The 25,157-nt window shown below is 51.4% G+C and carries 14 protein-coding genes; 13 read left to right on the forward strand and 1 reads right to left on the reverse strand.

The annotated features are described in order from the left end of the window. Positions 1 to 165 precede the first annotated feature (165 nt). Positions 166 to 1,902 (forward strand): M6 family metalloprotease domain-containing protein, encoded by a 1,737-nt coding sequence (locus tag GGR27_RS05480; protein ID WP_168036418.1) that lies wholly within the window; start codon positions 166 to 168, stop codon positions 1,900 to 1,902. 1,919 nt (positions 1,903 to 3,821) lie between these two features. Here GGR27_RS05480 and GGR27_RS05485 read toward each other — a convergent pair. After that, complete coding sequence (locus GGR27_RS05485) at positions 3,822 to 4,340, reverse strand: RidA family protein (RefSeq protein ID WP_168036419.1); 519 nt, start codon at positions 4,338 to 4,340, stop codon at positions 3,822 to 3,824. A gap of 388 nt (positions 4,341 to 4,728) precedes the next feature. Between GGR27_RS05485 and GGR27_RS05490 the strand changes: the two genes are divergently transcribed. The 12 genes from GGR27_RS05490 (at position 4,729) to bglX (ending at position 25,011) form a co-directional block, all read left to right on the forward strand. Continuing rightward, the gene (locus GGR27_RS05490) at positions 4,729 to 5,541 is read left to right on the forward strand and encodes an arylamine N-acetyltransferase family protein (RefSeq protein WP_168036420.1); all 813 of its coding nucleotides are present in this window, start codon (positions 4,729 to 4,731) and stop codon (positions 5,539 to 5,541) included. Between the two features lie 100 nt (positions 5,542 to 5,641). Continuing rightward, positions 5,642 to 6,940, forward strand: a complete 1,299-nt coding sequence (locus GGR27_RS05495) for an amidohydrolase (RefSeq protein ID WP_168036421.1) — start codon at positions 5,642 to 5,644, stop codon at positions 6,938 to 6,940. 575 nt (positions 6,941 to 7,515) lie between these two features. Then, a complete protein-coding gene (locus GGR27_RS05500; RefSeq protein ID WP_168036422.1) occupies positions 7,516 to 8,124 on the forward strand; it encodes a hypothetical protein in 609 nt (202 codons plus the stop codon). A gap of 155 nt (positions 8,125 to 8,279) precedes the next feature. Next, the gene (locus tag GGR27_RS05505) at positions 8,280 to 8,690 is read left to right on the forward strand and encodes a DUF6463 family protein (RefSeq protein WP_168036423.1); all 411 of its coding nucleotides are present in this window, start codon (positions 8,280 to 8,282) and stop codon (positions 8,688 to 8,690) included. Positions 8,691 to 9,057: 367 nt separating this feature from the next. Then, a complete protein-coding gene (locus GGR27_RS05510; protein ID WP_406603637.1) occupies positions 9,058 to 10,710 on the forward strand; it encodes a hypothetical protein in 1,653 nt (550 codons plus the stop codon). A 779-nt stretch (positions 10,711 to 11,489) separates the two neighbouring features. Further along, positions 11,490 to 14,444, forward strand: coding sequence for a SusC/RagA family TonB-linked outer membrane protein (locus GGR27_RS05515; protein WP_168036424.1), 2,955 nt, complete (start codon positions 11,490 to 11,492; stop codon positions 14,442 to 14,444). A gap of 10 nt (positions 14,445 to 14,454) precedes the next feature. Beyond that, positions 14,455 to 15,918, forward strand: coding sequence for a RagB/SusD family nutrient uptake outer membrane protein (locus tag GGR27_RS05520; protein WP_209037889.1), 1,464 nt, complete (start codon positions 14,455 to 14,457; stop codon positions 15,916 to 15,918). 110 nt (positions 15,919 to 16,028) lie between these two features. Beyond that, a complete protein-coding gene (locus GGR27_RS05525; protein WP_168036425.1) occupies positions 16,029 to 18,131 on the forward strand; it encodes an RICIN domain-containing protein in 2,103 nt (700 codons plus the stop codon). 92 nt (positions 18,132 to 18,223) lie between these two features. Continuing rightward, entirely contained in the window at positions 18,224 to 19,468 is a 1,245-nt protein-coding gene (locus GGR27_RS05530; protein WP_168036426.1) for a T9SS type A sorting domain-containing protein, read from the forward strand. A gap of 34 nt (positions 19,469 to 19,502) precedes the next feature. After that, entirely contained in the window at positions 19,503 to 20,807 is a 1,305-nt protein-coding gene (locus GGR27_RS05535; RefSeq protein WP_168036427.1) for a hypothetical protein, read from the forward strand. A gap of 216 nt (positions 20,808 to 21,023) precedes the next feature. Further along, a complete protein-coding gene (locus GGR27_RS05540; RefSeq protein ID WP_168036428.1) occupies positions 21,024 to 22,502 on the forward strand; it encodes a glycoside hydrolase family 30 protein in 1,479 nt (492 codons plus the stop codon). Positions 22,503 to 22,695: 193 nt separating this feature from the next. Then, positions 22,696 to 25,011 (forward strand): beta-glucosidase BglX, encoded by a 2,316-nt coding sequence (bglX, locus tag GGR27_RS05545; RefSeq protein ID WP_168036429.1) that lies wholly within the window; start codon positions 22,696 to 22,698, stop codon positions 25,009 to 25,011. Positions 25,012 to 25,157 lie beyond the last annotated feature (146 nt).

The following is a 25,157-nucleotide window of genomic DNA, read 5'->3' on the forward strand; positions in this document are numbered from 1 at the left end:
CATCGGCCCACATGGTAATCAGGCGTAAATCAAAAGCGCTGCCTAATCGTTAACCAGTTTGCAAGTACCGTCAAGCTATACTATCAGGGGTGCGAAACGGCATGACGTGCTAGCCCCAAATGTACTATACTGTACACCTTTCACTTTACCTAAATATTTGACACGATGCCAGCACCATTTATAAATCAAAAATTTACCTTCACAAACCCTGACGGTAGTACCATTGAGGTTGTAGGTTCAGGAAACCAGTTTTATGCTAGATTTGAAACCGAAGATGGTTATACGGTAATTAAAGATCCTAAGACAGGATACTACAGGTATGCTCAACTTTCTGATGACAATAGTAAATTGTTGCCAATAGCGAAGAGTATAAATGATGTAGATCCTAGTGGACTTGGAATAGAAAAACACGTACGTCTGCGAAAGTCGAGTGTAAGGCAAATAGTTCAAAGTTCTCCTTTGGCAGAGGGGGCAGTAGTCCCTCGATGGAAAACCCGTCGAGCGATGAAGAAAGCCGCTGTTACTCAACGTCTTTTAGTGGATGGCCCTCAAACTGCCCCGGTGACCGCACCTACCGTTGGTAATTATGTTGGGCTTTGTATACTTGTCAAGTTTCCGGATGTTACGGATACAATCAGTGTCCAGGAAGTTGGCAACTTCTGTAATCAACCTGGGTATTCTGGATTTGGGAATAACGGCTCAGTACGCGACTATTTCTTCGATAATTCAAGGAGTAAATTGACTTACACTAATGTTGTGACACGATATTATACTGCTTCAAATAATCGCTCATACTATACGGATCCCGCAATTTCGTTTGGGTCCCGAGCGAGAGAACTAATTACAGAAGCATTGGATCACTTTAAATCACAAGGATTCAATTTCGGTCAACTGACCTCAGACAGTGGTGGCTTTATTTACGCTTTAAATGTGTATTACGTTGGGGCACGAATGAATAACTGGAGTGAAGGTCTTTGGCCTCATCAATGGGGACTAGCCTCGTCGTATGATGTTGGTGGGGGTAAAAAATTCTCCGACTATCAAATAACTAACATGGGCAGCAGCCTGACTTTAAGGACCTTCTGTCATGAAAATGGTCATATGATATGCAGCTTTCCTGATTTGTACGATTATGGCGGAAATTCTAATGGGGTAGGAAATTTTTGCCTCATGTGCAATGGCGGAAATGACAAAAATCCAGTGCAGGTCGGAGCCTATCTAAAAAATGAGGCAGGTTGGTCCACTAGTTTAGTACCTATAACAGCAGGCACTACCGCTAGCCTCAATGCAGCTAATAATGACTTTTACATCTATTCAAAAAATGCGAATGAATATTTTATCATAGAAAACCGTCAAAAATCAGGTCGAGACACGTTTCTTCCAGATTCTGGACTGGCTATTTGGCACATAGATGAACTGGGTGATAATGATAATGAGCAGATGACGTCAGCAATGCATTACGAATGTTCCATAGAGCAAGCCGATAATCAATTTGATATGGAGAAGAATGTGAATGCTGGTGATGCTAACGACCTTTTTAGTGCACCTAATAAAATACAATTTTCTGACAGTACCAGCCCCAATAGTAAGTGGTGGGATGGTAGCAATTCAGACTTGAAAATTTCGGATATATCTGCTTCAGGATCAATTATGACATTTAAATCCCTCGGTGTTGCCGGTTGGGTATTTGGCAAGAATGCCGTTTACATCAGTAGCAGGGTAGGTACAAAGTGGGCACACGCAATAATTGAGGATTCTGCCGGTTGGAAGAGAATTGCTCCAACTTCGCTAGATGGAGTCACCAATGTGGTAACGATTTTGAATGCAGCTGTTACTAAAAATAAAAAAGTCAATGTTTACTTTGGCACAGATGGTGAAATCTATGGCGTTTATATGTCTTGATAGTAAATTAAGGCGGCACAGATTTCTCACTAGAAATGAACTTGTGTTAATGAGATAAATTTTTTAACTTAAATAATATATTATGTGGTATTACGGCAAAAATGTGAGGTATGTATCATCATACGTTAATTCTAAGTTGTGTCATGCAATCATGAAGGATATTCCGGATCATACTGGTTGGTTAAGGATCGCTCCAACATCAACCGACGGAGTCACCAATGTATTAGCAATTTTAGCTGAAGCAAATGCTAATGGTCAAAAAGTTAACATTGATATCAGCTCAAACCAAATTACAGGGGTTTACAAGTCATAGTAAACACCTAAATATAACCTAAAGACATTTAATTATGGCGTTTTTTAAAGTAACCTACACTGCAGATTCCCTCTCAGGACTAGCTTCTTTGGTCGGTCTTTCAAGCTCAAGCAGAAAAAGCGAATCTGATTCTACTGTTGAAGGTGGAGATGTATTTGCTCCCCCTCCGTCACCACAGAGTGTAAAGGTGTTAGAAAATCTCGACTCAGCCCCCGATCAATTAGCTCCGCCACCTTTTCCGGGTTCAGACATTATGGGAGAAGGCGGTAGCTCAATCCAAACTGGAGTCGCTCCACCACCAGAGCCGGATTCGCTGATGCCGGATACATTGAGTGACCAGACTCAGGATGGGGTAGGACCACCTCCGGGTCCGTCAACGGGGTAGACTACACGCTCCAATAAAATAGAGATTATGTCCTGCAATTTTCCACTGCGCGCGTAGAGCACGTGCACGTACATGAGGCCCAGAGATGAGGAAATTTACTATTTTTCGCTAAGGCTATTGACGAAATCATGGATAATAAGACTCAATTTCTAGCCTTCACCGGATTGTATTGTTCTGAGTTTGACGAGCTATTATCTCCCTTTAAACGGCGACAGCGTCCAGATTTCAAGAACTTCAATATTTGAGTTAAAGAAGAAAAAACTACTTATCTCAGTGCGAATCAATAAGAACACGGCTGTATTTCCAGGAGCCTTAACCAAATTAATTTTTATAATCTACCGTCTTAATGTAGATGCTATTCAGTAATGTGAAGGGATGACATTAAACCTTGATCAGCCTCAGGTTGGTCAGTGGATAAAACTATGGACAGCAATCTTTCATTAAGCTTTCATCGAATTACACTCTCACCCACCGCGGATTAGAGATGATTTAGCTAGGCTATTCAGAAATCGTCAGCACCGCGAATCTTTATTTCTTAAGCGAGCAACGACAACATTTAACACCGATGGTTTGGATCGTCCACTATGCCATAACGTTGATTATAAGGCGCAGAGATTTGATTTTCGACCAAAAAAAGTATATATCATCAAAAATACAGTAATATGCGATGAATTACAGTTTATTCGCTTTCGAGGAATACCTAGAAGGGGACTATTACGATAAGGATATGGTTGAGATTGAGCTTCCTGGTTTTAATCGTCCTTTATTCAGTCGGTAAACGTTATTGAAAAGCCGGCCATCAAGGGTGCAATTCAAAAGTGATTAAGCTGTTACAGCCTACAAAAAGAAAGAAAAGAGTAGAGCCAACCGTTTTCAGAAAAGGTTCAACACCTGACTTACTTCTCATAGAACGGTAGTTGAAAATACGATTAGAGGTCCAAAATACCTTTGTGCGCTCACTGATCGAAACCGTGAATCTAAGCTGGAAAAAATGTGATAACGTGGTGAAAAAAGAAGTAGGGCTTCAAAATTCACGCGTGACTCCACGTCAGATTACGTATCAAGGTATTTAGGATCACATGCGCGCAATTTTTATTCTTTGCTAGCCATGATTTCTATTATTACAATTATTATCAATTTAGATATTCTTATTAAATTGGTATTGAGCTTCACTCAAGTTCTTAGGTGAGTCCTACAATTCACTTCAATACCAAACTACCCTCACCGAACCTCCACAACAACCTCCACCTCAACCGCCATCCCCCCCGGCAAAGACCCCATCCCCACCGCCGCCCGCGCGTGCTTGCCCCGCTCTCCGAACACCTCCACCATCAAATCGGAAAATCCGTTGATTACTCGGGAGTGCTCCGTAAAGTCCGGGGCGGCGTTGACCATCCCGTGCACTTTAACGATCCGCACCACCCGGTCCAGACTACCCAATTCCAGTCGCAGTGCGGCTAATTGTTGGAGCCCCGCCAGCCGGGCGGCCGCGTAGCCTTCTTCGACGGTCAGGTCCGCCCCGAGTTTGCCGTTGACGCGGGTACCGTCGGCGCGCGTGGGGCCTTTGCCCGCTAGGAAGATCAGATTGCCGGTGCGGACGGCGTGTACGTAATTGGCAACCGGGGTGGAGAGAGTAGGGAGGACTAGCTGCAGCTCGCTTAGTTTTTGCTCCGCGCCGGGGCGGGGGGCGGCGCAACTGGTCAGGACTAAAAGTAGGAAGCTTAGTGAGCGGTATTGCATGAAGTGAAGTTACGTACCTGCTCGTGATGCTAAGCAGAGGTGCCGGTCCAAAACTTATTAGTCACGCCGCTAATTCTCTTTGACGTGACCCCCAAATAGGCGGTTTAGGTGGACGTAGAACCTTACGGTAGGCAGCTTCTGTGCAAAAGAGAGGATCTGATAAGCATCTAATACTGTGATTAACGGCACTATGGGCGCGGTCCCGATAGCTATCGGGAGTGCAAGGTTAAATCGTAAGGTGTCCTACTGCCTACCAGCCTACCGCCTAATCCAAGCGGACGCAGGTGCAAGGTTAAGCCGTAAGGGAGCAGGGTAGGGTGGGCCAACCAATTCTACTATACCTTCCGACTGATGTATCTACTCACTGCCGCCGACCGCCAACCCCGATATGAACGACTCTAAAATAACCGACTACCTAAACAGGATAAAAGTCAACGATTTCACCCCCGGCCTAGCCGGCCTGACCAAGCTCCAGGAACGCCACCTGGAAAACATCCCCTTCGAAAACCTGGACATTCCCGCAGGTCGGCGGATTACCTTAGACCACGATCATCTTTTTAATAAGATCGTTCAAAAGAACCGCGGCGGCTACTGCTTCGAACTCAACACGCTGTACGCGGAACTACTCAAGTCACTCGGGTTCACCCCAAAGCCAGTCCTGGCGAGGGTCTGGCTGAGTAACCCCAAGAAATTACCCCCAAGAAACCACCTGGCTTACTTAGTTGAGTTGGATGGACGAACCTACCTCACCGATGTAGGATTCGGGGGGCTGGTCACCCGCGTCCCGCTAGACATCAACGTGTCTGTCCCCGTCAGCGACAAAGACGGACTGGTGAGGATAGCGCCGGTTGCCGGCCAGCAATTTATGGTGCAGCGAAAAACGAAAAAGGGGTGGGCCAGTCAGTATAGTTTCGAAAACGTGGAGGTGAGCGAAGAAGACATCGAGATTGCTAATTACTACATGTCCACCAATCCCAGGTCCCACTTTTGTCGGCACTTATTCGTGGGAAAACTTACGCAGGACGGAAGAATCGGACTGTTCAACAACAAACTCTCCTTTCGCAAGGGAATAAAAAAGATTACCACTAAGCGAATCGACTTCGGCGAAGACTGGTTGGCGGCAGTTAGGAACGAATTTTCCCTGAACCCGGACTTTTCGGGAAAAGAACTCACCGCGCTGTTCTACACTGATCCGGATTGATTCGTAGGCTTATCGGACCAGACTGCATTCAAACCAATCTACACGGCACCCGCGACCGCGCCCCCATTTGTATATTGACCATCGAAAACAACACAAACCAATGAAATCACTTTTTCCGTTCTTCCTGTTGCTCCTAAGCCTCACGCTTTCCGCCCAGTCCGATTCTCACGCGAAGACGGCCGCCGCCGCCGCCGAAGTAGAAGCCAAGGTAATCGAATGGCGGCACCACGTCCACGAAAACCCCGAGCTCAGCAACCGGGAATTCGAGACGGGCAAATACATCGCCGCCCACCTCAAAAGCCTGGGCATGGAAGTGCAGGAGAACGTAGCGCACACTGGCGTCGTCGGTATTCTTAAAGGCGGAAAACCCGGTGGCGTGATCGCGCTGCGGGCCGACATCGACGCCCTGCCCGTCGTGGAAGAAGTCGATCTGCCGTGGGCCAGTAAAGTAAAAACGACCTACCTCGGTAAGGACGTTGGAGTGATGCACGCCTGCGGCCACGATACCCACGTCGCCATGCTGATGGGCGCCGCGGAAGTACTAACCAAGCGTAAAGCCGATATCGAAGGTACCGTCGTCTTCATGTTCCAGCCCGCCGAGGAAGGTGCGCCCGTAGGCGAAGAAGGTGGTGCCGAACTGATGATTAAAGAAGGAGTACTTTCCGACAACAAGGTCGACGTAGCCTTCGGTATCCACATCAACGCCCAGACGCCGCTCGGGGAAGTCAACTACAAGCCCGGCGGTGCGATGGCGGCGTCGAACAGCTTCAAAATCAAGGTAAAAGGCAAGCAGGCTCACGGCTCCCGCCCCTGGACGAGCGTCGACCCCATCGTGGCGGCCGCGCAGATTATCATGGGTCTCCAGACGATCGTCTCCCGCCAGACGGAACTAACCAAGGAAGCCGCCGTCATCACCGTCGGCAAGATCGAAGGGGGCGTACGCTCCAACATCATCCCCGACGAAGTAACCATGATTGGTACCATCCGCACCCTCGACGAAGACATGAAAGCCGACATCTTCGAACGCATCGAGCGGACGGCCACCAACATCGCCGCCGCCAGCGGAGCGACCGCCGAAGTGACGATCAACAAAGGATACCCCGTCACCTTTAACGACCCGGACATCACCCGCCGGTTGATGCCCATCGTGGCCGCGACGGCTGGGGAGGATAACATTAACCTCGTCCGGGCCATCACCGGAGCGGAGGATTTTTCCTTTTATGCGCAGGAGGTGCCGAGTCTGTTCGTCTTTCTGGGTGGCTTGGACCCGGCCAAAGAACCGACGGACGTCGGTGGCCACCACACGCCGACCTTCGAGATCGATGACCGGTCGATGAAACTGGGGGTGGAGATTTATTCGAATATTGCGTTAGATTATTTGAGTGGGGCGGGGCAATAACTACCGAACTGGCAATTTTATTCATCACGCGGAGCAAACTACCGGCCGTGGCCCGTAATACCATTTTGCTGCCTAACCGGTAGCGCGCGGTACGCCGGTTATACATGGCAAAGAATGCTCGGGTCGCGAAGGTATTCGGGCAGCCTCGTATAATCCCGGGATGTATGGCCAGCGGTTTAGTCGCCTAGGTGCCTCACTGGCTGACTTGTAAGCGGGCTTACTTACACTGAATAATTATTTTTAATACGGGGTAATTCCCCTAACTTTAACTACGTACCCACGCTACTGGACATTTTCAAATCGGACGCTTGGAGGACTCGAAACCCTTCGCTACGCTTTAGTTTCGAGACGCTCCAAGGTTCCAAAATCCTATTTGAGGACCTTGGAGCGTCCTCTGCCGTGAAGCCGAAGGCGTAATTGTTGAGGTCCTCCAAGCGTCCGGGGAAAATGTCCAGTAGTATGCTACGTACCAGTTTGGTCTCGACCTGCGTTTGTGGTGCTGAGATGAGTTGATCCATAGTATAAACGCAAAGCTATGGCGCACGGAACGATAAACACCAGTAAAATAAGCAAACATGAAATTTAGACTACTCTTTATAATCTTGCCACTCCTGGCCTTTTCCTGCGAACAAGAGCAGGTCGAGCCCCTCGATCGACTTTCGGAGAATTCTTCCCGGGTAAACGTTGTCTTCACCGATGTCCAGACTAGCGAAACCATCGAAAGTGGTGCGCGCGCGGTAAGTCCGGAGATCAGCCGATTGGAGGCTGGTGTTTACTACAAGGGGCCTGATTATTACTTATCGAAAGATCTATCCCTTGCTATTGATTTTCCCGATGGGGAGATTTACGACGTAACGCTGACTTTTCACAAACTACAGGAAGACCTAGGCTTGATTGATGTGGATTCCACCACCGGTGGTTGGCGTTATAAGGACGCTAGTCGTAACCTTTCGTACTACAAAGATCACTTCCATCGCATTGAAATTTTAAAAAGGGGCAGTGAATTTGGTGGCAGCGATGTTTCTTTTGAATCTTACGAAACAAGTACGGTTTTAGTGGATGGTGTAACTAAAACTAAATTGGAAATCTTACTGGATAGTAAGTTTATAAATTCCTGGTATCTACCCGAGTCTGAAACAGAAGGATTTAACGCTAGCGGAACACTGACGGTTTTTCTGGATTAAAGTGCCCTACCGTGAAGCATAAAAGTATGGTGTGTTTTTACCAGAAGTAAGGCGGCATAATGTTAGGCACGCTCTAAAGTATAGCCGCTATGAGTACGTCAGTATAAACTACGCGAAGACCGTGGTGACTATTTAAAGAGCTGAATGCGTATTAGATGAGACTAACGAACGGAAAAATACTGGCGATCGTGGGAGTCATGCATTCCCTTTTTGGCCTGACTCCGTTTGCGTTCGGGAAGCAATTTCATGGCTTTTCAAGCAGGTATTTTTTCATGATAAGCGATGGGCTTGTGGAGTTTCCGTTGCTGAACGGTCAGATGAATTATGAGAACTTTGCGGGATTCTGGTTCGTCTACTTCGGTTTGTTGCTTGTTCCTCTCGGCGTGCTGCTGAATCATATTGAGGTGAGGGACGGGCAAATGCCGGAAAGTTTCGTCTGGACGTATTTGATCGTTGTCTTGATCGGTGTGTATATGATTCCTTTTTCTGGGATGACCGTCATCATGTTACCTCACGCTTTGTACATGGGGTATCAAGTGAAATTTAGGAATATCAGCAAAGTCTAGTATCGGATGGATGGTTAAAAACCTACTGCTACGGACTTACGAACCGGCGTGCCGGCTATTGATACCGTTAATATCGACCAACGAACCCAGTCCGTCCGCCACGACTAACCATCGCCAACTTGGGTAAGAAATCTCCTTTTGAGCTTAGGCTGTATTGTGGATAGCCATGTATTTTATTGGCGGTCTTAATCGCCAACCTTCATGGCACCTGCGCCCGCGCATCCCTCCGTATATTGTCTGTCTAAATCACTGTCAATCCATGAAATTATTACACTCATTCCTGCCGATTCTCCTGAGTTTTTCCCTATCCGCTCAGGTTGATTCTGCCGCCAAGACGGTAATTACCGGCACCGAGGTTGATACTGAAATGCCTGCTTTTCAAGTGCGCCTTCCGAATGATTTGGCTGACCAAGCCCTGGACGGCCGCCTAATCCTACTACTCTCCAAAGACGACAGCGAAGAACCCCGCTTCCAACTATCCGACGGACCCGAAACCCAACTAGCCTTCGGAATGGACGTAGAAAACTGGCAACCGGGCAGCCAACTGGCCTTCAACAGTGACACGCCGGGCTACCCGTTAAAGTCGCTGGCCGAGGTGCCCCCGGGCGATTATCAAGTACAAATACTCCTCCACAAATACGAAACCTTCAACCGCAGCGACGGCCACACGGTAAAATTACCCATGGACCGGGGCGAGGGGCAACAGTGGAACAAAGCACCGGGCAACCTGCTCAGTACGCCCCAGAAGCTGACCATTGAATCCGGACAAAACTACGAGCTGGCGTTCGACCGAACGATACCCGCCATCGTGCCTCCGGAAGATACGGAATGGATCAAGCACATTAAGATCAAATCCGAACTACTGAGCGAATTTTGGGGTCGGGATATGTACCTCGGCGCGCACGTACTTCTGCCCCAAGGCTGGGCGGAACACCCGGATGTAAAATACCCACTAGCGATCATGCACGGTCATTTCCCGGCCGATTTTGGCGGCTGGCGCACCGAACCGGCAGACACTACCCAGCCGTGCGAATACAGTGAGCGTTTTCAAATGGACTGTTACAACCACGTCGTCCAGCAAGAGGAATACGATTTCTACAAAGCCTGGACCGGACCTGATTTCCCACGCGTACTAGCCATTGAAATACAGCATGCTACACCTTACTACGACGATAGCTACGCCGTAAATTCTGAAAATCTGGGCCCCTACGGCGATGCGATTACCTACGAGTTGATCCCCTACATCGAAGCACAATTCAGGGGCATCGGCGAGGGCTGGTCGCGCTTTATGTACGGCGGCAGCACCGGCGGCTGGGAGGCCATCGCCGCCCAGGTTTTGTACCCGGACGACTACGGAACCTGCTACGCCGCCTGCCCCGACCCTATCGACTTTCGGGCTTTTTGCCTGACCAATATCTACGAAGATAAGAATGCCTACTACCTGGAAAGTGACTATAAACGGACCGAAGTGCCCGGGCACCGCGACTACTTAGGTAACGTACAAAGCACCCTGCGCGAAATGAACCAGCGCGAATTGGTGCTGGGCACGCGCGGCCGGTCGGGCCAGCAGTGGGATATCTGGGAAGCCGTTTACAGTCCGGTCGGCGACGACGGCTACCCACAACGCATCTGGGACAAAGAAACGGGCGAAATAAACCCCGAGGTGGCCGCTCACTGGCGGGAGAACTTCGATATCGCTTACATAATGAAGCGCGACTGGGCGGAATTAGGCCCCAAGTTAAAGGGTAAAATCCACCTCTACTGCGGCGACATGGACAACTACTACCTCAACAACGCCGTGTACCTGGCCGAGGAAATCCTCGAAGAAACCAGTCAGCCCTACTACGACGGCGAAGTAGACTACGGCGACCGGGCGGAGCACTGCTGGAATGGCGATCACACGCAACCCAACGCCATTAGTCGCCTGCGCTACCACCGGATGTTTATCCCTAAATGGGTGGAGGAGGACTTGGTGAAACAAGCGCCGGTTGGGGCTGATTTGAGTTCCTGGCGCTATTGAGAAGCGTACTAAGCCGGGGTTTAATATAGTAGCAAGTTAGAGGGCGCGGTCGCGGGATGCAGTGGGGATTGGATGAATAGCCGGGCGCATCCGTTTCTCCGTATTCCCCTGCGCTGAGTAGATGCCTAAGTAACCAGTTCTACCCTTCTGGGTAGCCGACGGCCTATTGGCCACGGAACTTGATGGACCGTGCGCCGTCAAAAGCTGGACTAGTTGCGGCTACCCATTTTTAGGTAATTGATGTTACGCAGATGTTTTCGCCACACCAACACAAAAGCACAAAAAGTGGTGGGTGGCTACGCCAAGCCACCATTTACTTACTCTTTTGTGTTGGTGTGTTTTGCTTTGCAGTGCTTCATGCTATGTGGCACAATCCGGTTGCCTAAGGTCAGTTAGGTAAAAACTGATGACCGCGACACGGCCGCCCTGGTGACAATCTCAGTCAGGAACCACACTACTGGCATTTGCCGCTTCCCCAGCGTAGTGTAGATTGCGGCTCAACCAGTAGGTCAATCAGCTTTCTTGCGGACTCCGACGATTTTATGATTTTCACCACGAAAATGGCTCAATTCCAGGGTTTGGAGCGAATGAAGAGTGTTTGTCAGGTGCGTTTTTTTGGTGTTTAGCCTCCCGTTGTGCCAAATTTGCAGTCAGCAGAACGCAAGTGGTCAATCAATAATTTTGAATCCACGGCTTGAGCAAATTTTAATTCCAACGTGCTGGTAACTGGTCTTACTCCAGTAAAAAGTGCGAGTCGATCTATAGTAACACCCGAATTTATGAGATTTTCAGTGATTTTTATCAGCTTTATGTTCCTCTTGTCGGGTGTTCTCACGGGTCAGGACCGTCAGGTTAGAGGCTTGATTACCGACGCCACGGACGGTACGCCGCTGATCGGGGCAACCGTTATGGTCGCCGAGACAACGACTGGAACGGTAACCGATTTTAACGGTGAGTTCGACATCCGCGTACCCGAAGGAGGAAGCCTCGTGGTTAGCTATTTAGGCTACGATAACTACACGGTCGCCGTTGATGGCCGGACGACGATCGACATCGAAATGTCATCCACGGCGGCGATGCTGGAGGAATTGGTCGTGGTCGGTTACGGTACTAAGCAGCGTAAAGACATCACCGGAGCCGTGACTTCGGTTGAGGCCAAGGACCTGGAAAAGAAGCCGATCACCCGTTTGGAGAACATCCTTCAGGGGCAGGCGGCGGGCGTCCAGGTCAATCAGTTTTCCGGTGCGCCGGGGAACAGCATTTCCGTTCGGATCCGGGGGGCGACCTCGCTTTCCGCGGGGAACGAACCACTTTACGTTATTGACGGCGTTCCCGTCCTTAATACGGAAGGCATTAACCCGGCGGACGTGGAGTCGCTGGAAGTGCTGAAAGACGCTTCCGCTTCGGCCATCTACGGTGCGAGGGCGGCTAACGGGGTTGTTCTGATTACCACTAAGAAGGGTGTTCCCGGAAAACCCAAGATCAGTCTGAGCACCAGTGTAGGTTTCAGTCAGATCACCAAGACGCTCGACCTACTGGATGCCGCGGGCTACGTGGACCTCGTCAACGAATCTTACGTCAACGCCGGTCAGGCACCCGTTCTTGACGGAGCGGACTTTACGGAGGACACCGACTGGCAGGACGAAGTGTACCGCAATGCCACCACTACCAACCACCAGTTGTCGCTGAGTGGAGGAAACGGGAAGACGCGGTATTTTGTCTCCGGTAGCCAGCAACGGCAGGAAGGAGTGGTCCGGGAATCCGATTTTCAGCGGACCGGCCTGCGGGTCAACTTCTCCACCGAGCTGAAGCCGGGTTTTGAACTCGGTACGACGATGAACCTCTCACGGGTAAGCTTCAACAGTGTTCCGGATAACAACCGGGTCAATCAGGGCGGCGTAATTTTGGGCGCGCTGTCTTCCCCGCCGATCATCGGTATCCTGAACGAAGACGGTACCTACACGACTAACCCGTTGCAGGCCTGGGAGAACCCGGTGGCTAACATCATCGCGCCGCAGGATCAGTCCGCCACGAACCGTATCGTGGGTAACCTGTACGCCGCGTTCGACGTGCTCCCCGGACTACGGTTTAAGACCTCCTTCGGTATCGAAGCGTACGCAAACAAAAACGATTACTTCCTGGACCCCTTCAGCACCCAGTTCGGGCGCAGCCTCCAGGGCATCGGCATCGCCAGCACCAACCAGGAGATGATCTGGCTAACGGAGAATACGCTGACCTATGATTATTCGGCCGGCGCGCATGCTTTCACTTTTCTGGGAGGAATTACCGCTCAGGAGTCCGCCTACGAATCTACCTACGCCCGGGCGGAAGGATTTCCGAACGGGGCCGTTACCACGCTGAATGCGGGTAGCCGGAAGATCGACGCGAGCACCGGAGCCTCGCAGTGGGCTTTGTTTTCCTACCTCGGCCGTGTGTCCTACAAGTTTCAGGAAAAGTACCTTGCCGACGTGAGTTTCCGGGCGGACGGCTCCTCCCGTTTCGGGGCGGGCAATCGGTTTGCTTACTTCCCGTCCGTCTCGCTGGGGTGGCGGGTCTCCGAGGAAGGATTCCTGAAGGGGAACGACGCCATCAACGACCTTAAGATTCGTGTGAGTGCGGGGATGACCGGTAATCAGAATATCGGCGACTTTGCTTCCTACGGCCTGTTCGCGACGGGAGCCAACTACAACTTTAACGGACAGATATTCCCCGGTACCCGGCCGTCTACCATCAGCAACGAAAACCTGCGCTGGGAGACGACCTCCCAGGTGAACATCGGTTTCGACCTGGCGCTGTTCGACTTCCGGGCTAACCTGACGATGGACTACTACCTGAAAAACACGTCGGACCTGCTGGTTAACGTGGACCTTCCCCGGTCTACCGGGTTCGGTAGCGGTATTCAGAATTTGGGCGAGGTACGGAACCAGGGGCTGGAGTTCAGTCTGAAAACGTACAACGTCCGGGGGAAGAAAGTAGACTGGAGTACCAACTTCAACGCTTCGACGAACAGTAACGAGGTCATCAACATCGGTGGACCGGACAAAGTGATCTTCGCCGGCGGCATCCCAGAGCGGGGTGATGCGGTGATCGTCCGGGAAGGTTTGCCGCTCGGTTCCTTCTTTGGCTGGGTTAGCGAAGGCGTTAGTCCCGTAACGGGCGATATCGTGTTTAGCGACCTTAATGACGACGGGATAATTGATGATGAGGATCGCACGGTTATCGGAGACGCCAATCCAGATGTATTGCTGGGCCTGAACAACTCCATCACCATCGGGGGGCTTTCGCTCGACGTGTTGTTTCAGGCGACGATCGGTAACGACGTGCTTAACGCCACCCGCATCGAAACCGAAGGCATGTTCACGGTCAATAATGCGCTGGCGACTACGGCCACCCGCTGGCAGAACGAGGGAGACATCACCCGCATCCCCCGGGCGGTATTCGGTGATCCCAATCAGAACAGCCGCATCAGTAGCCGCTTCATCGAGGACGGTTCGCACTTGCGCCTCCGGAACGTGACGCTGTCCTATAATTTACCCACGGAACTACTTAGTCGCTTCAAAGTACAAACGATGAGCGTTTACTTCAGCGGTCAAAATCTCTGGATACTGTCCGATTACAGCGGCTACGATCCGGAGGTTAACCGGGACGGTGGCAGTGCTATTTCTCAGGGTATCGACTACGGTACCTACCCCCAATCCAAGATTTTTACCGGCGGCCTCAAGCTGGAATTTTAAGCCCATCCCCATGTATCAGCCAATTAAACTAGCCATGCGCGCCCTGCTCCGTTTCTCAACCATCCTTTGCACCTGCGGCCTCGCCCTCCTGAGCACCTCCTGCGTGGATTCCTTCCTGGACCGCGAGCCGATTTCGGAAGTGACCGAGGGTAATTTCTTCCAGACCGGTGCGGATGCCGAAGCCGCCCTCGTGGCCGCCTACGATGCGCTCCAGAGTGAATATTACATTTTTGACCGTTTCACGAACGGTGACGTCATCTCCGACAACTGTTATGCCGGCGGTGATAATCCGAACAACTTTCAGCTCGATCAATTCGAGGTAGCGACCAATAATGGAACCGTCGAACGGGACTGGGGCTACCTGTACGAAGCGATCGGCCGCGCCAATGCCGTGATCGATAACGTGGGAGAAATTAGTGCGGCCGACCTGACGGAAGCCCGTAAATCGGAGATCCTGGGCGAGGCCCGCTTCCTGCGCGCTACGCATTACTTTCAGCTGGTCAACCTTTGGGGTGGCGTGCCGCTGGTGTTGGAAAAGGTGAACTCGACGGACCCAGAAGTCGTCTTCCAGCCCCGGGTGAGCGAAGCAGCCATTTACGCGGCGATGATTGTTGATCTAGAAATTGCGATGGACCTGCTGCCCGCTACCTGGTCGAGCCGGGCAGAACGAGCTACGAAGGGTGCCGCCCAGGCGACGCTGGCAAAGGCCTACGCCCACCAGCCGGCGCCGGATTGGAATGCCGTAAAATTGCACGCTGAAGCAGTAATTGACGGTAACGTTTATTCCTTACTAAATAACTTCAATTCCCTGTGGGACGGGACGGATGAAAACTCGGCCGAATCCATTTTCGAAGTCCAGTACATCGGTGGAACCAACGAAGCGAATTGGGGCCCACAACTCTGGTTGCCGCCCAGCCTGACGGGTGATAACTGGCGGAAGTTTAATACGCCGTCCAATGATTTGCTGACTGCTTTTGCCAGTACGAGCGACGACGCTCGGGAACGGGCTTCTATTCTGAAAGAGGCTAACTTACCCTGGAACGACCCCGATTACCCCACGGGTGTTATTCCTTTTCCCTTCAAGCAACGGCGGGCCGGTGGATTTTCCAGTCCGAATAATTTCATTTTGCTGCGATTGGCCGACGTCATCCTGTTGGCGGCGGAAGCTAACGCCGAGTTGAATAATTTGGATTTGGCTAAGAATCAACTCAATCAGGTCCGCCGTCGGGTCGGCTTAGGAGACATCACGACTAATGATCAGAATACGTTGAAAACAGCTATTCAACGGGAACGCCGTCTGGAGCTTGCTTTCGAGGGACACCGTTGGTTCGATCTCAAACGTACCGGCCGGGCCATCGAGGTGATGAATGCTTTGAACCGTGGCTACGACGTGACCGAGCAAAAATTGCTGTTACCGATCCCTCAGTCAGAGATCGATCGCAATCCGAGCCTAATTCAAAACCCCGGATATTAAATAACTACCTGCTTAACTGGACTCCTTTCGACTGATGGGCTACCCGACCGGCCAACGTTTGCACACGACAGCCCGGAAATAACGGTGGCCCATCCTAATCAATTTTAATTATGTGGAAATCTATTTTACTCCTCTTTTCCTTAAGCTTGTTATCCGGGTGCCTTACCGCTCAATCAGTCACGCCGTGGCTGACGCGGGGCGACCAAAGCGTGCTGCTTTCTGAGCGTGCTACGGTCGACTTTGCCAGTAATTCCAGTAGCAACGACGCTACCATTACGCTTGATAACGGCACGGCTTACCAAGCCATCGACGGCTTCGGGTTTATGCTCACCCAGGCCAGCGCTCAGGTGATCCGGGGGCTTAATACCACCCAGAAAAACAAACTGTTGCGGGAGCTATTTGGGAATGATGGGCTCCGACTTTCCGCCATCAGAATCAGCATAGGGGCCTCTGATCTCAGCAATTCAGTGTATTCCTATAACGACGTTAATGGAGACACGGACATGAATAACTTCAGCCTGAATGGGCCGGACAAAACGCACTTGATTCCCATCATTAAGGATATTCTGGCCATTAATCCGAATATTAAAGTCCTGGCGACGCCGTGGTCCGCCCCACCCTGGATGAAGACCAATAACGCTTACGTCGGCGGACGCTTACAGAACCAGTATTACGCCGCTTACGCCCGGTATTTTGTCAGATACCTGCAAGCGATGAACGCCGAGGGTATTTCTATCTGGGGGATCACACCACAGAACGAACCGGAAAATGAATTCAACGAGCCGAGTATGCTGATGACCGCCGACGAGCAGGTCGACTTCATTAATAATCATTTGGGGCCACAGATCGTTAATTCGAGTTTTAGTCCGAAGATCATTGCCTTCGATCACAACTGTGATAATACGGCGTATCCGACTCAGGTCCTTAACCAGTCGAGTTACGTGGATGGGGCGGCTTTCCACCTGTACGCGGGGGATATCTCGGCCATGTCGACGGTTCGCAACAATACGGGCAAGAATGTCTATTTCACCGAACAGTTTACGGGGAGCAACGGTAATTTTAATGGTGACTTCAGCTGGCATATGCGCAACGTAGTAACCGGCTCACTCAATAACTGGTCGCGGACCGTTTTTGAGTGGAACCTGGCGGCCGACAGTAACAATGAGCCCCGTACGCCCGGTGGCTGCGAGACCTGCCTGCCGGCGGTGACGATTCCAAATGCATCAAGCTATAGCCGCAACGTATCTTATTATATCATTGGGCAGGTGGCGAAATTCGTCCAGCCTGGTGCCCGGCGCATTGGGTCGTCGAATAACAATGGCAACCTTTATTCCACGGCTTTCCGTAATCCGGACGGGCAGCGGGTCGTGCTGGCTTACAATGATGAAAATAGCAGCACGACGGTACGGGTTAGGGAAGGGAATAATTCTTTTGATTATAACCTATCCGCCAAGTCAGCGGTGACTTTTGTGTGGACGCCTGGAGATGTTGGTTTTAGTGGCTATTATAATATCCTCTCGCGGAGAAGCGGTAAAGGATTGGACATTGCCAACAACTCAGGCGGCAACAACGCTAACGTGCAGCAGTATGAAATTAATAATGGCGGTGGAGATAACCAGCGCTGGGAGCTCATCGCTGCGGGAGGTGATTACTATGACCTCAAGGTGAAAAGTACCGGTAAGTGCCTCTCCCAACGTACAAATAGTAATGCCAACGTCGTTCAGCAAGACTGCAACGGATACAACCGCCAAAAATGGCAGTTCATCGAAGTGGAGGATGGTTATTATTCCCTGCGAAACAGGCGTAGCGGCAAGCGGCTGGATGTGGCGGGCAACTCCACGGCCAATGGGGCAAACATCCTGGTTTGGAACAATAATAATAATACCAACCAGCAGTGGCGCTTCGAACAAGTGGAGACTACGGCGAATCGTTCGGCGCGCACGCAGGTGCAAAGTAAGTTTGTGGAACGGGCAGAGCGGGTCGGGCTATTTCCCAACCCCGCGGTCGATGAGCTAACCGTAACGCTGCCCGATACGCACGACTTTAGTAATGCCACCTTGTTCGATGCTGCGGGGCGTCAGGTTTTGATGGCTCCCGTCAGTACCGAAGTAACCCAACTGAAGCTTAATCTAAAGGAATTGCCTACCGGCTTGTACACTATCCATTTTAATTCACCGACGCAGCCGATCGTAAGAAAACTGATTAAGAACTAATATCGCGCACGACGAGGAGAAGGGGGGATGGTTATTATCATTATCCTCCTCCCTTTTTACAACCATAATATCCAAAATATAATTACTGAATTATGAAAAGATTCTACCTGCTTTGCTCTTTACTAACCCTACTCTGCACCGGCGTCCGCGCCCAGATAGACGTAACCGTTCGCGTTGATATGAACGGCATAACGATTGATGATACGGGGGTTCACATCGTCGGCACCTTCAATGGCTTTGACCCTACGGCCACTCCAATGACGGAGACTTCTCCCGGTAGCGACATCTACGAAGCCGTTATCAACCGGCCCGCCGACGATAATATTGAGTACAAAATTCTTAATGGTAATAATTACGGAGGTGAGGAACCTAGATCTCCCTGTTCCTACGAGTACAACGGTAACCGCGTCTTCACGGTCCCGATGATGAATACCACCTTACCTACTTTTGTCTTCGGTGGGTGCCCGGAAGGTGTTACCCGGATTCCCGTGACCTTCCGAGTGGATGCGGCAAATCAGGACGCTAGCCAGGGGGTTTACGTTGTTGGTGAAATGACCGGTTTTAACAACGATGGCTTTAGGCAATTAAGCCAGGTGGGCGGTACTACGGTATACGAAACAACGATCATGGTGCCCGCCGATCTATTAAAATTAAATTTTAAGTATTCAATCGGGCCGGACTTTGGCAGAGCGGAATCCACGACACCGGCACCGTGCGCTAATCCAGATAACTCGGATCGTTTTTATCGCCTTGATGGCGACGTGGAAGAAACGGAAGTATATTTCTTCAACACTTGTGAATTTTCTCGGGCTTTACCGGTGGAACTTACCCTCTTCGAAGCCGTCGCGGCCAAGAAAAGTGTATTTGTAAACTGGGTAACCGCAGCCGAAGAAGACGTGGATTTCTTTCGGGTTGAACGCTCCGTTAACGGTGTTGACTTTATCCTGCTTCGTGAAATACTGGCCAGCCAGAACGGCCGTGGGAATGATTCCTACCGCACGGTAGACGAGCAACCCGCTAGCGGAACCAATTACTACCGGCTCACTACGGTCGATCTGGACGGCACTCAACACCTGGAGGGCGTGCGTACGGTTTCTTTCCGTGGAAGCACCGGCGAAAACCTGATCCTGTACCCCAACCCCGTTACCGATCGGCTTACGGTTTCTTTCCGTGGAGCCGGTAACATTAGCATCGTCGACGTTCTCGGACGCCCCGTTTACCAAGCCAAAGCAACCGACGGTTTTAACTGGACGGGCGTTGCTGAATTACCCGCCGGACGATACTACCTGCGCCTGGAAACGGAAACCGGCGTATCTCAAGCATCTTTTATTAAGTAAACTCATTATTCGCTTTAACTAAATCAATTTAATTATGAGACAATTATTTACTTTCCTTTGTCTATTGGTCAGCCTTACGGTTTACGCCCAGATGGTGGAGGTAACCATACAGGTCGATATGACCGGGATCGCCGTATCCGAAGACGGCGTGCACGTGGCTGGTGATCTTACTAGCTGGTCAACCGATTCCATCGAACTCACTGCGGCCGGTGATGACATCTATGCCGCCACCGTGTCGCTACAAAGCGGACGGGATATCCAGTTTAAATTCCTCAACGGCAACGCTTGGGGAACGGAGGAGACCCCGCCGCTAACCTGCGCCGTTAATGGTAACAATCGCGTATTTACTACTCCTTTGGAGGACGTTACGCTGACGGCCATACCTTTTAACGCTTGCGCCGCCGATGCAGCGACCAAAATGGTCACCTTCCGGGTGGACATGAGCGGACAAACCGTTGACGCCAACGGCGTACATATCGCCGGCAACTTCCAGGGCTGGTCTCCGGGGGCTACCCGTCTGACGGACGCCGGTAACGGAATCTATGAAGTTACCTTACCGGTACTCAACAGCTTGCTCGTATTGCAGTACAAATTTGTTAACGGTAATGATTGGCCTATGGCCGAAGACCCACCCGAAGGTTGTGAAAGCATCGATGACAACCGGTTGGTTATTGCTACGGGGACCGACGATATTGTACTCCCGACCCAGACTTTTTCCGGCTGCGAAAACCCGACTCCGACTAAGGACGTCACCTTCCGGGTAGAGATGACCGGTTTTGACGTTTCTCCCAATGGTGTTCATTTGGTGGGCAACTTCCAGGGCTGGTCCCCCGGCAGCACCCCTATGACCGATGTAGGTAATGGTATCTACGAAGTTACTATTCCGGTTCCCGCTGCCATCATCTCGATTAATTACAAGTTCATGAACGGTAATGACTGGGGGACGGAAGAAGATCCGCCCGAAGGTTGCCAGACCGATGACAACAACCGTTTCGCCGGCCTTGCACTAACTACTGATACGTTGGCCATTCCCGGCGTGAAGTTTGGTTCCTGCGAAAGCCTCACTTCGGTACGGGAATTGTTCGCCGGTAATGAATTCTTACTGGCCCCTTCGATTAGCAGCGACTTCGTTTCCGTTCGGTGGGAACTCGCCCGCGCTCAACCGCTGAACCTGCGTGTACTGGACATGAACGGCCGGACGATGGTCGAAGAAAAAGTGCTCGCTACCGACATGGCGATGACCCGCACCCTCGAAGTAGGTGGCTGGGCTCCGGGAATGTATTTCGTTTACCTGCAAGCGGGTAATGCGCATTCCGTACGGAAGCTGATGGTCCGGTAAGCGATCCATTTCTGACACGATTTCTAATATTGATGACCTCCCGGTTGATAATTATGGTCGGGAGGTCGTTGATTTTGCCTTCTGATTTTTGTAACTGACCTCACGCAACCGGATTATACCACGTAGCACGAAGTACTGCGTAGCCATACACCGCTTTTTTGTGCTTTTGTGGCGAAAAAAATCTGCGTAACATTAGTTTGTAATATTTAATTTCATATGCTCCTTAAACAACAAAGCAAACTCTTTTCCCTCCTGACCCTGCTCCTCCTGCTGGTCTGCGGATGCGGCGATGATGACATTCCCGTGCCCACGGTCCCGATGGAAGAAGAGGAACCCACACCAACGGGTGAACCGGGGACCGTTACGGTCTGGACGACCAACGGCGAAGGTTCCGTCCTACTGTCAAAGTCTACGAACTTACTCCCCTTCAAGGCGGGCCTGACCGGCGGAATACCCATTGGTATCGACACGTCCACGGCACTGCAAACGATCGACGGCTTCGGAGCCGCCCTTACCGGTTCTTCGGCGTTCGTGCTCCGGGAACACCTGACGGACGCTAAACGGGCAACCTTACTACGGGAGTTGTTTACCCCGGAAGCGGGAATCGGCATCAGCTTCATGCGGATAACCATCGGTGCTTCCGACTTTTCTACGGCTGATTATACCTATAATGACAACCCCGCCGGAGGAGCCGATCCGGATCAATCCGAATTCAGCCTCGGCCGGGATACGGATCACCTCGTTCCGGTTCTTCAGGAAATAATGGCCATCAGTCCCGATTTAAAGATCATGGCAACGCCCTGGAGCGCTCCGGCCTGGATGAAAACGAACGGTGACATCCGCAACGGTGGCCAGCTTCGGGGAGACCTGTTGAGTAGTTATGCGCAATACTTTGTGGTCTATCTCCGGGCGATGTCCGCGGCCGGTATTTCGATCTACGCCATTTCAGTGCAAAACGAACCCCTGCTCGCTAGTGGTTACCCAACGATGGAAATGGAGGCCGCCCAGCAGAGCACGTTTATCCGTGACCACCTCGGTCCTGCCCTGGCCGCTGCTGACTTAGACACCAAAATCATTATTTACGATCACAACTGGGATGATATCAAGTATCCGCTCGACGTCCTGAGTGATGACGCGACCAAAGAATTTATCGCCGGCACCGCATTCCACTGCTATGCGGGTGACGTAAGTGCTATGAGCCAGGTCAACACCCAGCATCCCGACCGGGGCATTTATTTTACGGAGTGCTCGGGTGGGGGGTTCTCGACTGATTTCGGTACCAACCTTTCCTGGAATACCGATAATTTGCTGGTAGGCGCCACCCGCAATTGGGCGAAAACAGTATTGTTCTGGAACCTCGCGCTCAACGAAAATAGCGGCCCGCAAAATGGTGGCTGTAAAGATTGCCGGGGTGTCGTTACCATCAATGCGGGAAATGGAAACATTAGCCGGAACGTCGAATACTATTTATTAGGGCACACGGCCAAATTCGTTCAGCCGGGCGCCGTCCGGATACCAACACCGACGCGCCGGGGAGAAGGCATTTCCCAGGTCGCTTTCCTCAATCCGGATCGTAGTCGAGTACTCGTGGCTTTTAATCACAACAGTCAAACGTCCACCTTACGGGTAACCGAAGGCGGCGATAGCTTTCAGTACAGCCTGCCGGCCGGTAACCTTGTCACTTTTACCTGGTAACAGACCTGACGCGACCCGATTGTGCTACACAGCACGAAGTACTGCAAAACAAAAGACACAAACACAAAAGAACAAATAAACAGTGCTTCGGCGCAGCCGCACACCGCTTTTTTGTGCTTTTGTGTTTGTGTGGCAAAAAAATCCGCGCACAACAAGTTTTTCCTAATATCACGAGTTCAATAAAATTCATTCGATGCGTTTCCCAAAATTATTACTTGCCCTCGTGGTGATAGGAGCTGTCTTTTTTAGTACTACTTTCTTGCCCACTTCTCCCGGGCGGTCCGTCGCCAACGGGGGCGTTGCGGATGCTCACTTACAGCTAGCGGATTCGCTGCTGCAACTAATGACTTTTACCGAAAAGCTCGGTCAGTTACAGCAACTCGACGGCGGTATAAGTTATAACGACCTGCCCCGTCTGATTACCGAAGGCAAAGTAGGTTCGGTGCTTAATGAAGTTAATCCCGAGCGTAATGCGGAATACCAAAGAATAGCCCGGGAAAAAAGTCGGTTGGGCATTCCGCTGCTCATCGGGCGGGACGTCGTGCACGGGTTTAGGACCATCTTTCCGATCCCCCTGGGCCAGAGTGCGTCCTGGAATACGGAACTGGTACGGGAGGGGTCTCGCATTGCCGCGGAGGAGGCGAACGCGGCAGGAGTCAACTGGACTTTCGCGCCAATGATCGACGTAGCACGTGATCCCCGCTGGGGCCGCGTCGCGGAGTCACCGGGGGAAGATCCTTTTTTGACGGCGGAAATGGGCGTAGCGATGATCGAAGGTTTCCAGGGGGAGGACATGAGTGCGCCCGGGCGAATTGCTGCCTGCGCGAAGCACTTTGCGGCTTACGGAATGGCCGAAGGTGGCCGGGATTATAATTCCGCCATCGTCGGGGACCGGTATCTGCACGAAGTTTACCTGCGACCGTTCAAGGCAGCGGTTGCCGCCGGGGCCGGGTCGTTCATGACGTCGTTTAATGAAATCAATGACGTGCCTGCTTCGGGCAATCAGTATTTATTACGGGACGTATTGAAGCAAAAATGGAATTACCCCGGTATGGTCGTCAGTGATTGGGAATCGATCACGGAAATGATCGCACACGGTTACTCCGAAGACCCTAAAGCGGCGGCACTGGCTGCGATGAAGGCGGGCGTTGATATGGAAATGACCAGTACTTCTTATAACGATCATTTGGGAAACCTTATCGAAGAGGGTAAAGTCGATAGTAAGCTTATTGACGATGCGGTAAAGCGTATTTTGGTGCTCAAGTCGCGGTTGGGGCTTTTCCAAGGGGCGCGGTCGCGGGCGACGCGACAGTTAGTCCCGACTCAGTCGCGGATGCAATGGGCGGTTCAAAAGCAAGGAACGGACTACCTCGAAACTGCGAAACAGGCGGCCATAGAAAGTGTAGTCTTGCTCAAAAACGAGAACCAAACGCTTCCCTTATCTACCACCCTAAAGTCAGTAGCGGTCATCGGCCCACTCGCCGACGCACCCCACGAGCAACTGGGTACCTGGTCGTTCGACAGCAAAAAAGAGGATTCGCAAACACCCCTTACCGCACTACGCACTGCGCTGGCTGGTCAGGCTACCGTCAACTACGCTTCCGGCCTGAAGATCAGCCGCACCAAAACCGACGAGGGTTTCGCGGAAGCGCTGGCCGCCGCCCGTGCGTCCGAAGTCGTGTTGTTCTTCGCCGGTGAGGAGGCGATCCTGTCCGGAGAAGCACATAGCAGGGCACACCTGAACCTTCCCGGTGCCCAGGAAGAATTACTGAGTCAGATCAGTGCGCTCGGTAAGCCAGTTGTTTTGATAATTATGGCTGGTCGCCCACTCATCCTCACGGACCTGTTACCCAAAGTAGATGCCTTACTTTACGCCTGGCACCCGGGAACGATGGCTGGCCCCGCGCTGAGCGACCTGCTATTAGGAAAGGCAAACCCCTCCGGTCACCTACCGATCACCTTCCCCAGGGCCGTCGGGCAAATCCCCGTTTATCACGCCCATAAGAACACGGGCCGCCCCGCGTCGGCTGATAACTGGGTGCCAATTGATAGCATTCCCGTACAAGCCTGGCAAACCTCACTGGGTAATACTTCCCATTACCTGGACGAAGGATTTACGCCATTACTCCCCTTCGGCTACGGACTGTCGTATACGGATTTCTCCTACGGCCCACTCCGGTTGGAAAAGGAAGCATACGGAAAAGAAGAAACGATTACCGTCTCCATCGACGTCACGAACACGGGTAAAGTAAACGGCAAAGAAGTCGTACAACTCTACCTACGCGATCACTTCGCCAGCGTCACCCGCCCCGTACGGGAACTAAAGGCCTTCCAGAAAATTAACTTGGCTGCCGGCGAGCGTCGTACGGTAAGCTTTGAGCTGTCTCCCGAAGAACTTTCTTTTTATCGGGACGACCTTACTTATGGTACGGAAACCGGTGAGTATACGGTTTGGGTTGGGGCGGATGCCGGGGTGGAAAAGGGGGTGGTGTTTCGGACTGGCGAATAGTTGGCTTTGATCACGAGAGGTTTTCAACACATAATGCACAAAAGGAAGAGAAAAACACAGAATGGAAAGAATTAGTAACTAACTGACGTTACACAGATTTTTTCGCCACACAAACACAAAAGCACACAACAGTGGTGTTCGGCTGC

Source organism: Neolewinella antarctica (genome assembly GCF_011927835.1).
Taxonomy (GTDB): Bacteria; Bacteroidota; Bacteroidia; order Chitinophagales; family Saprospiraceae; genus Neolewinella; species Neolewinella antarctica.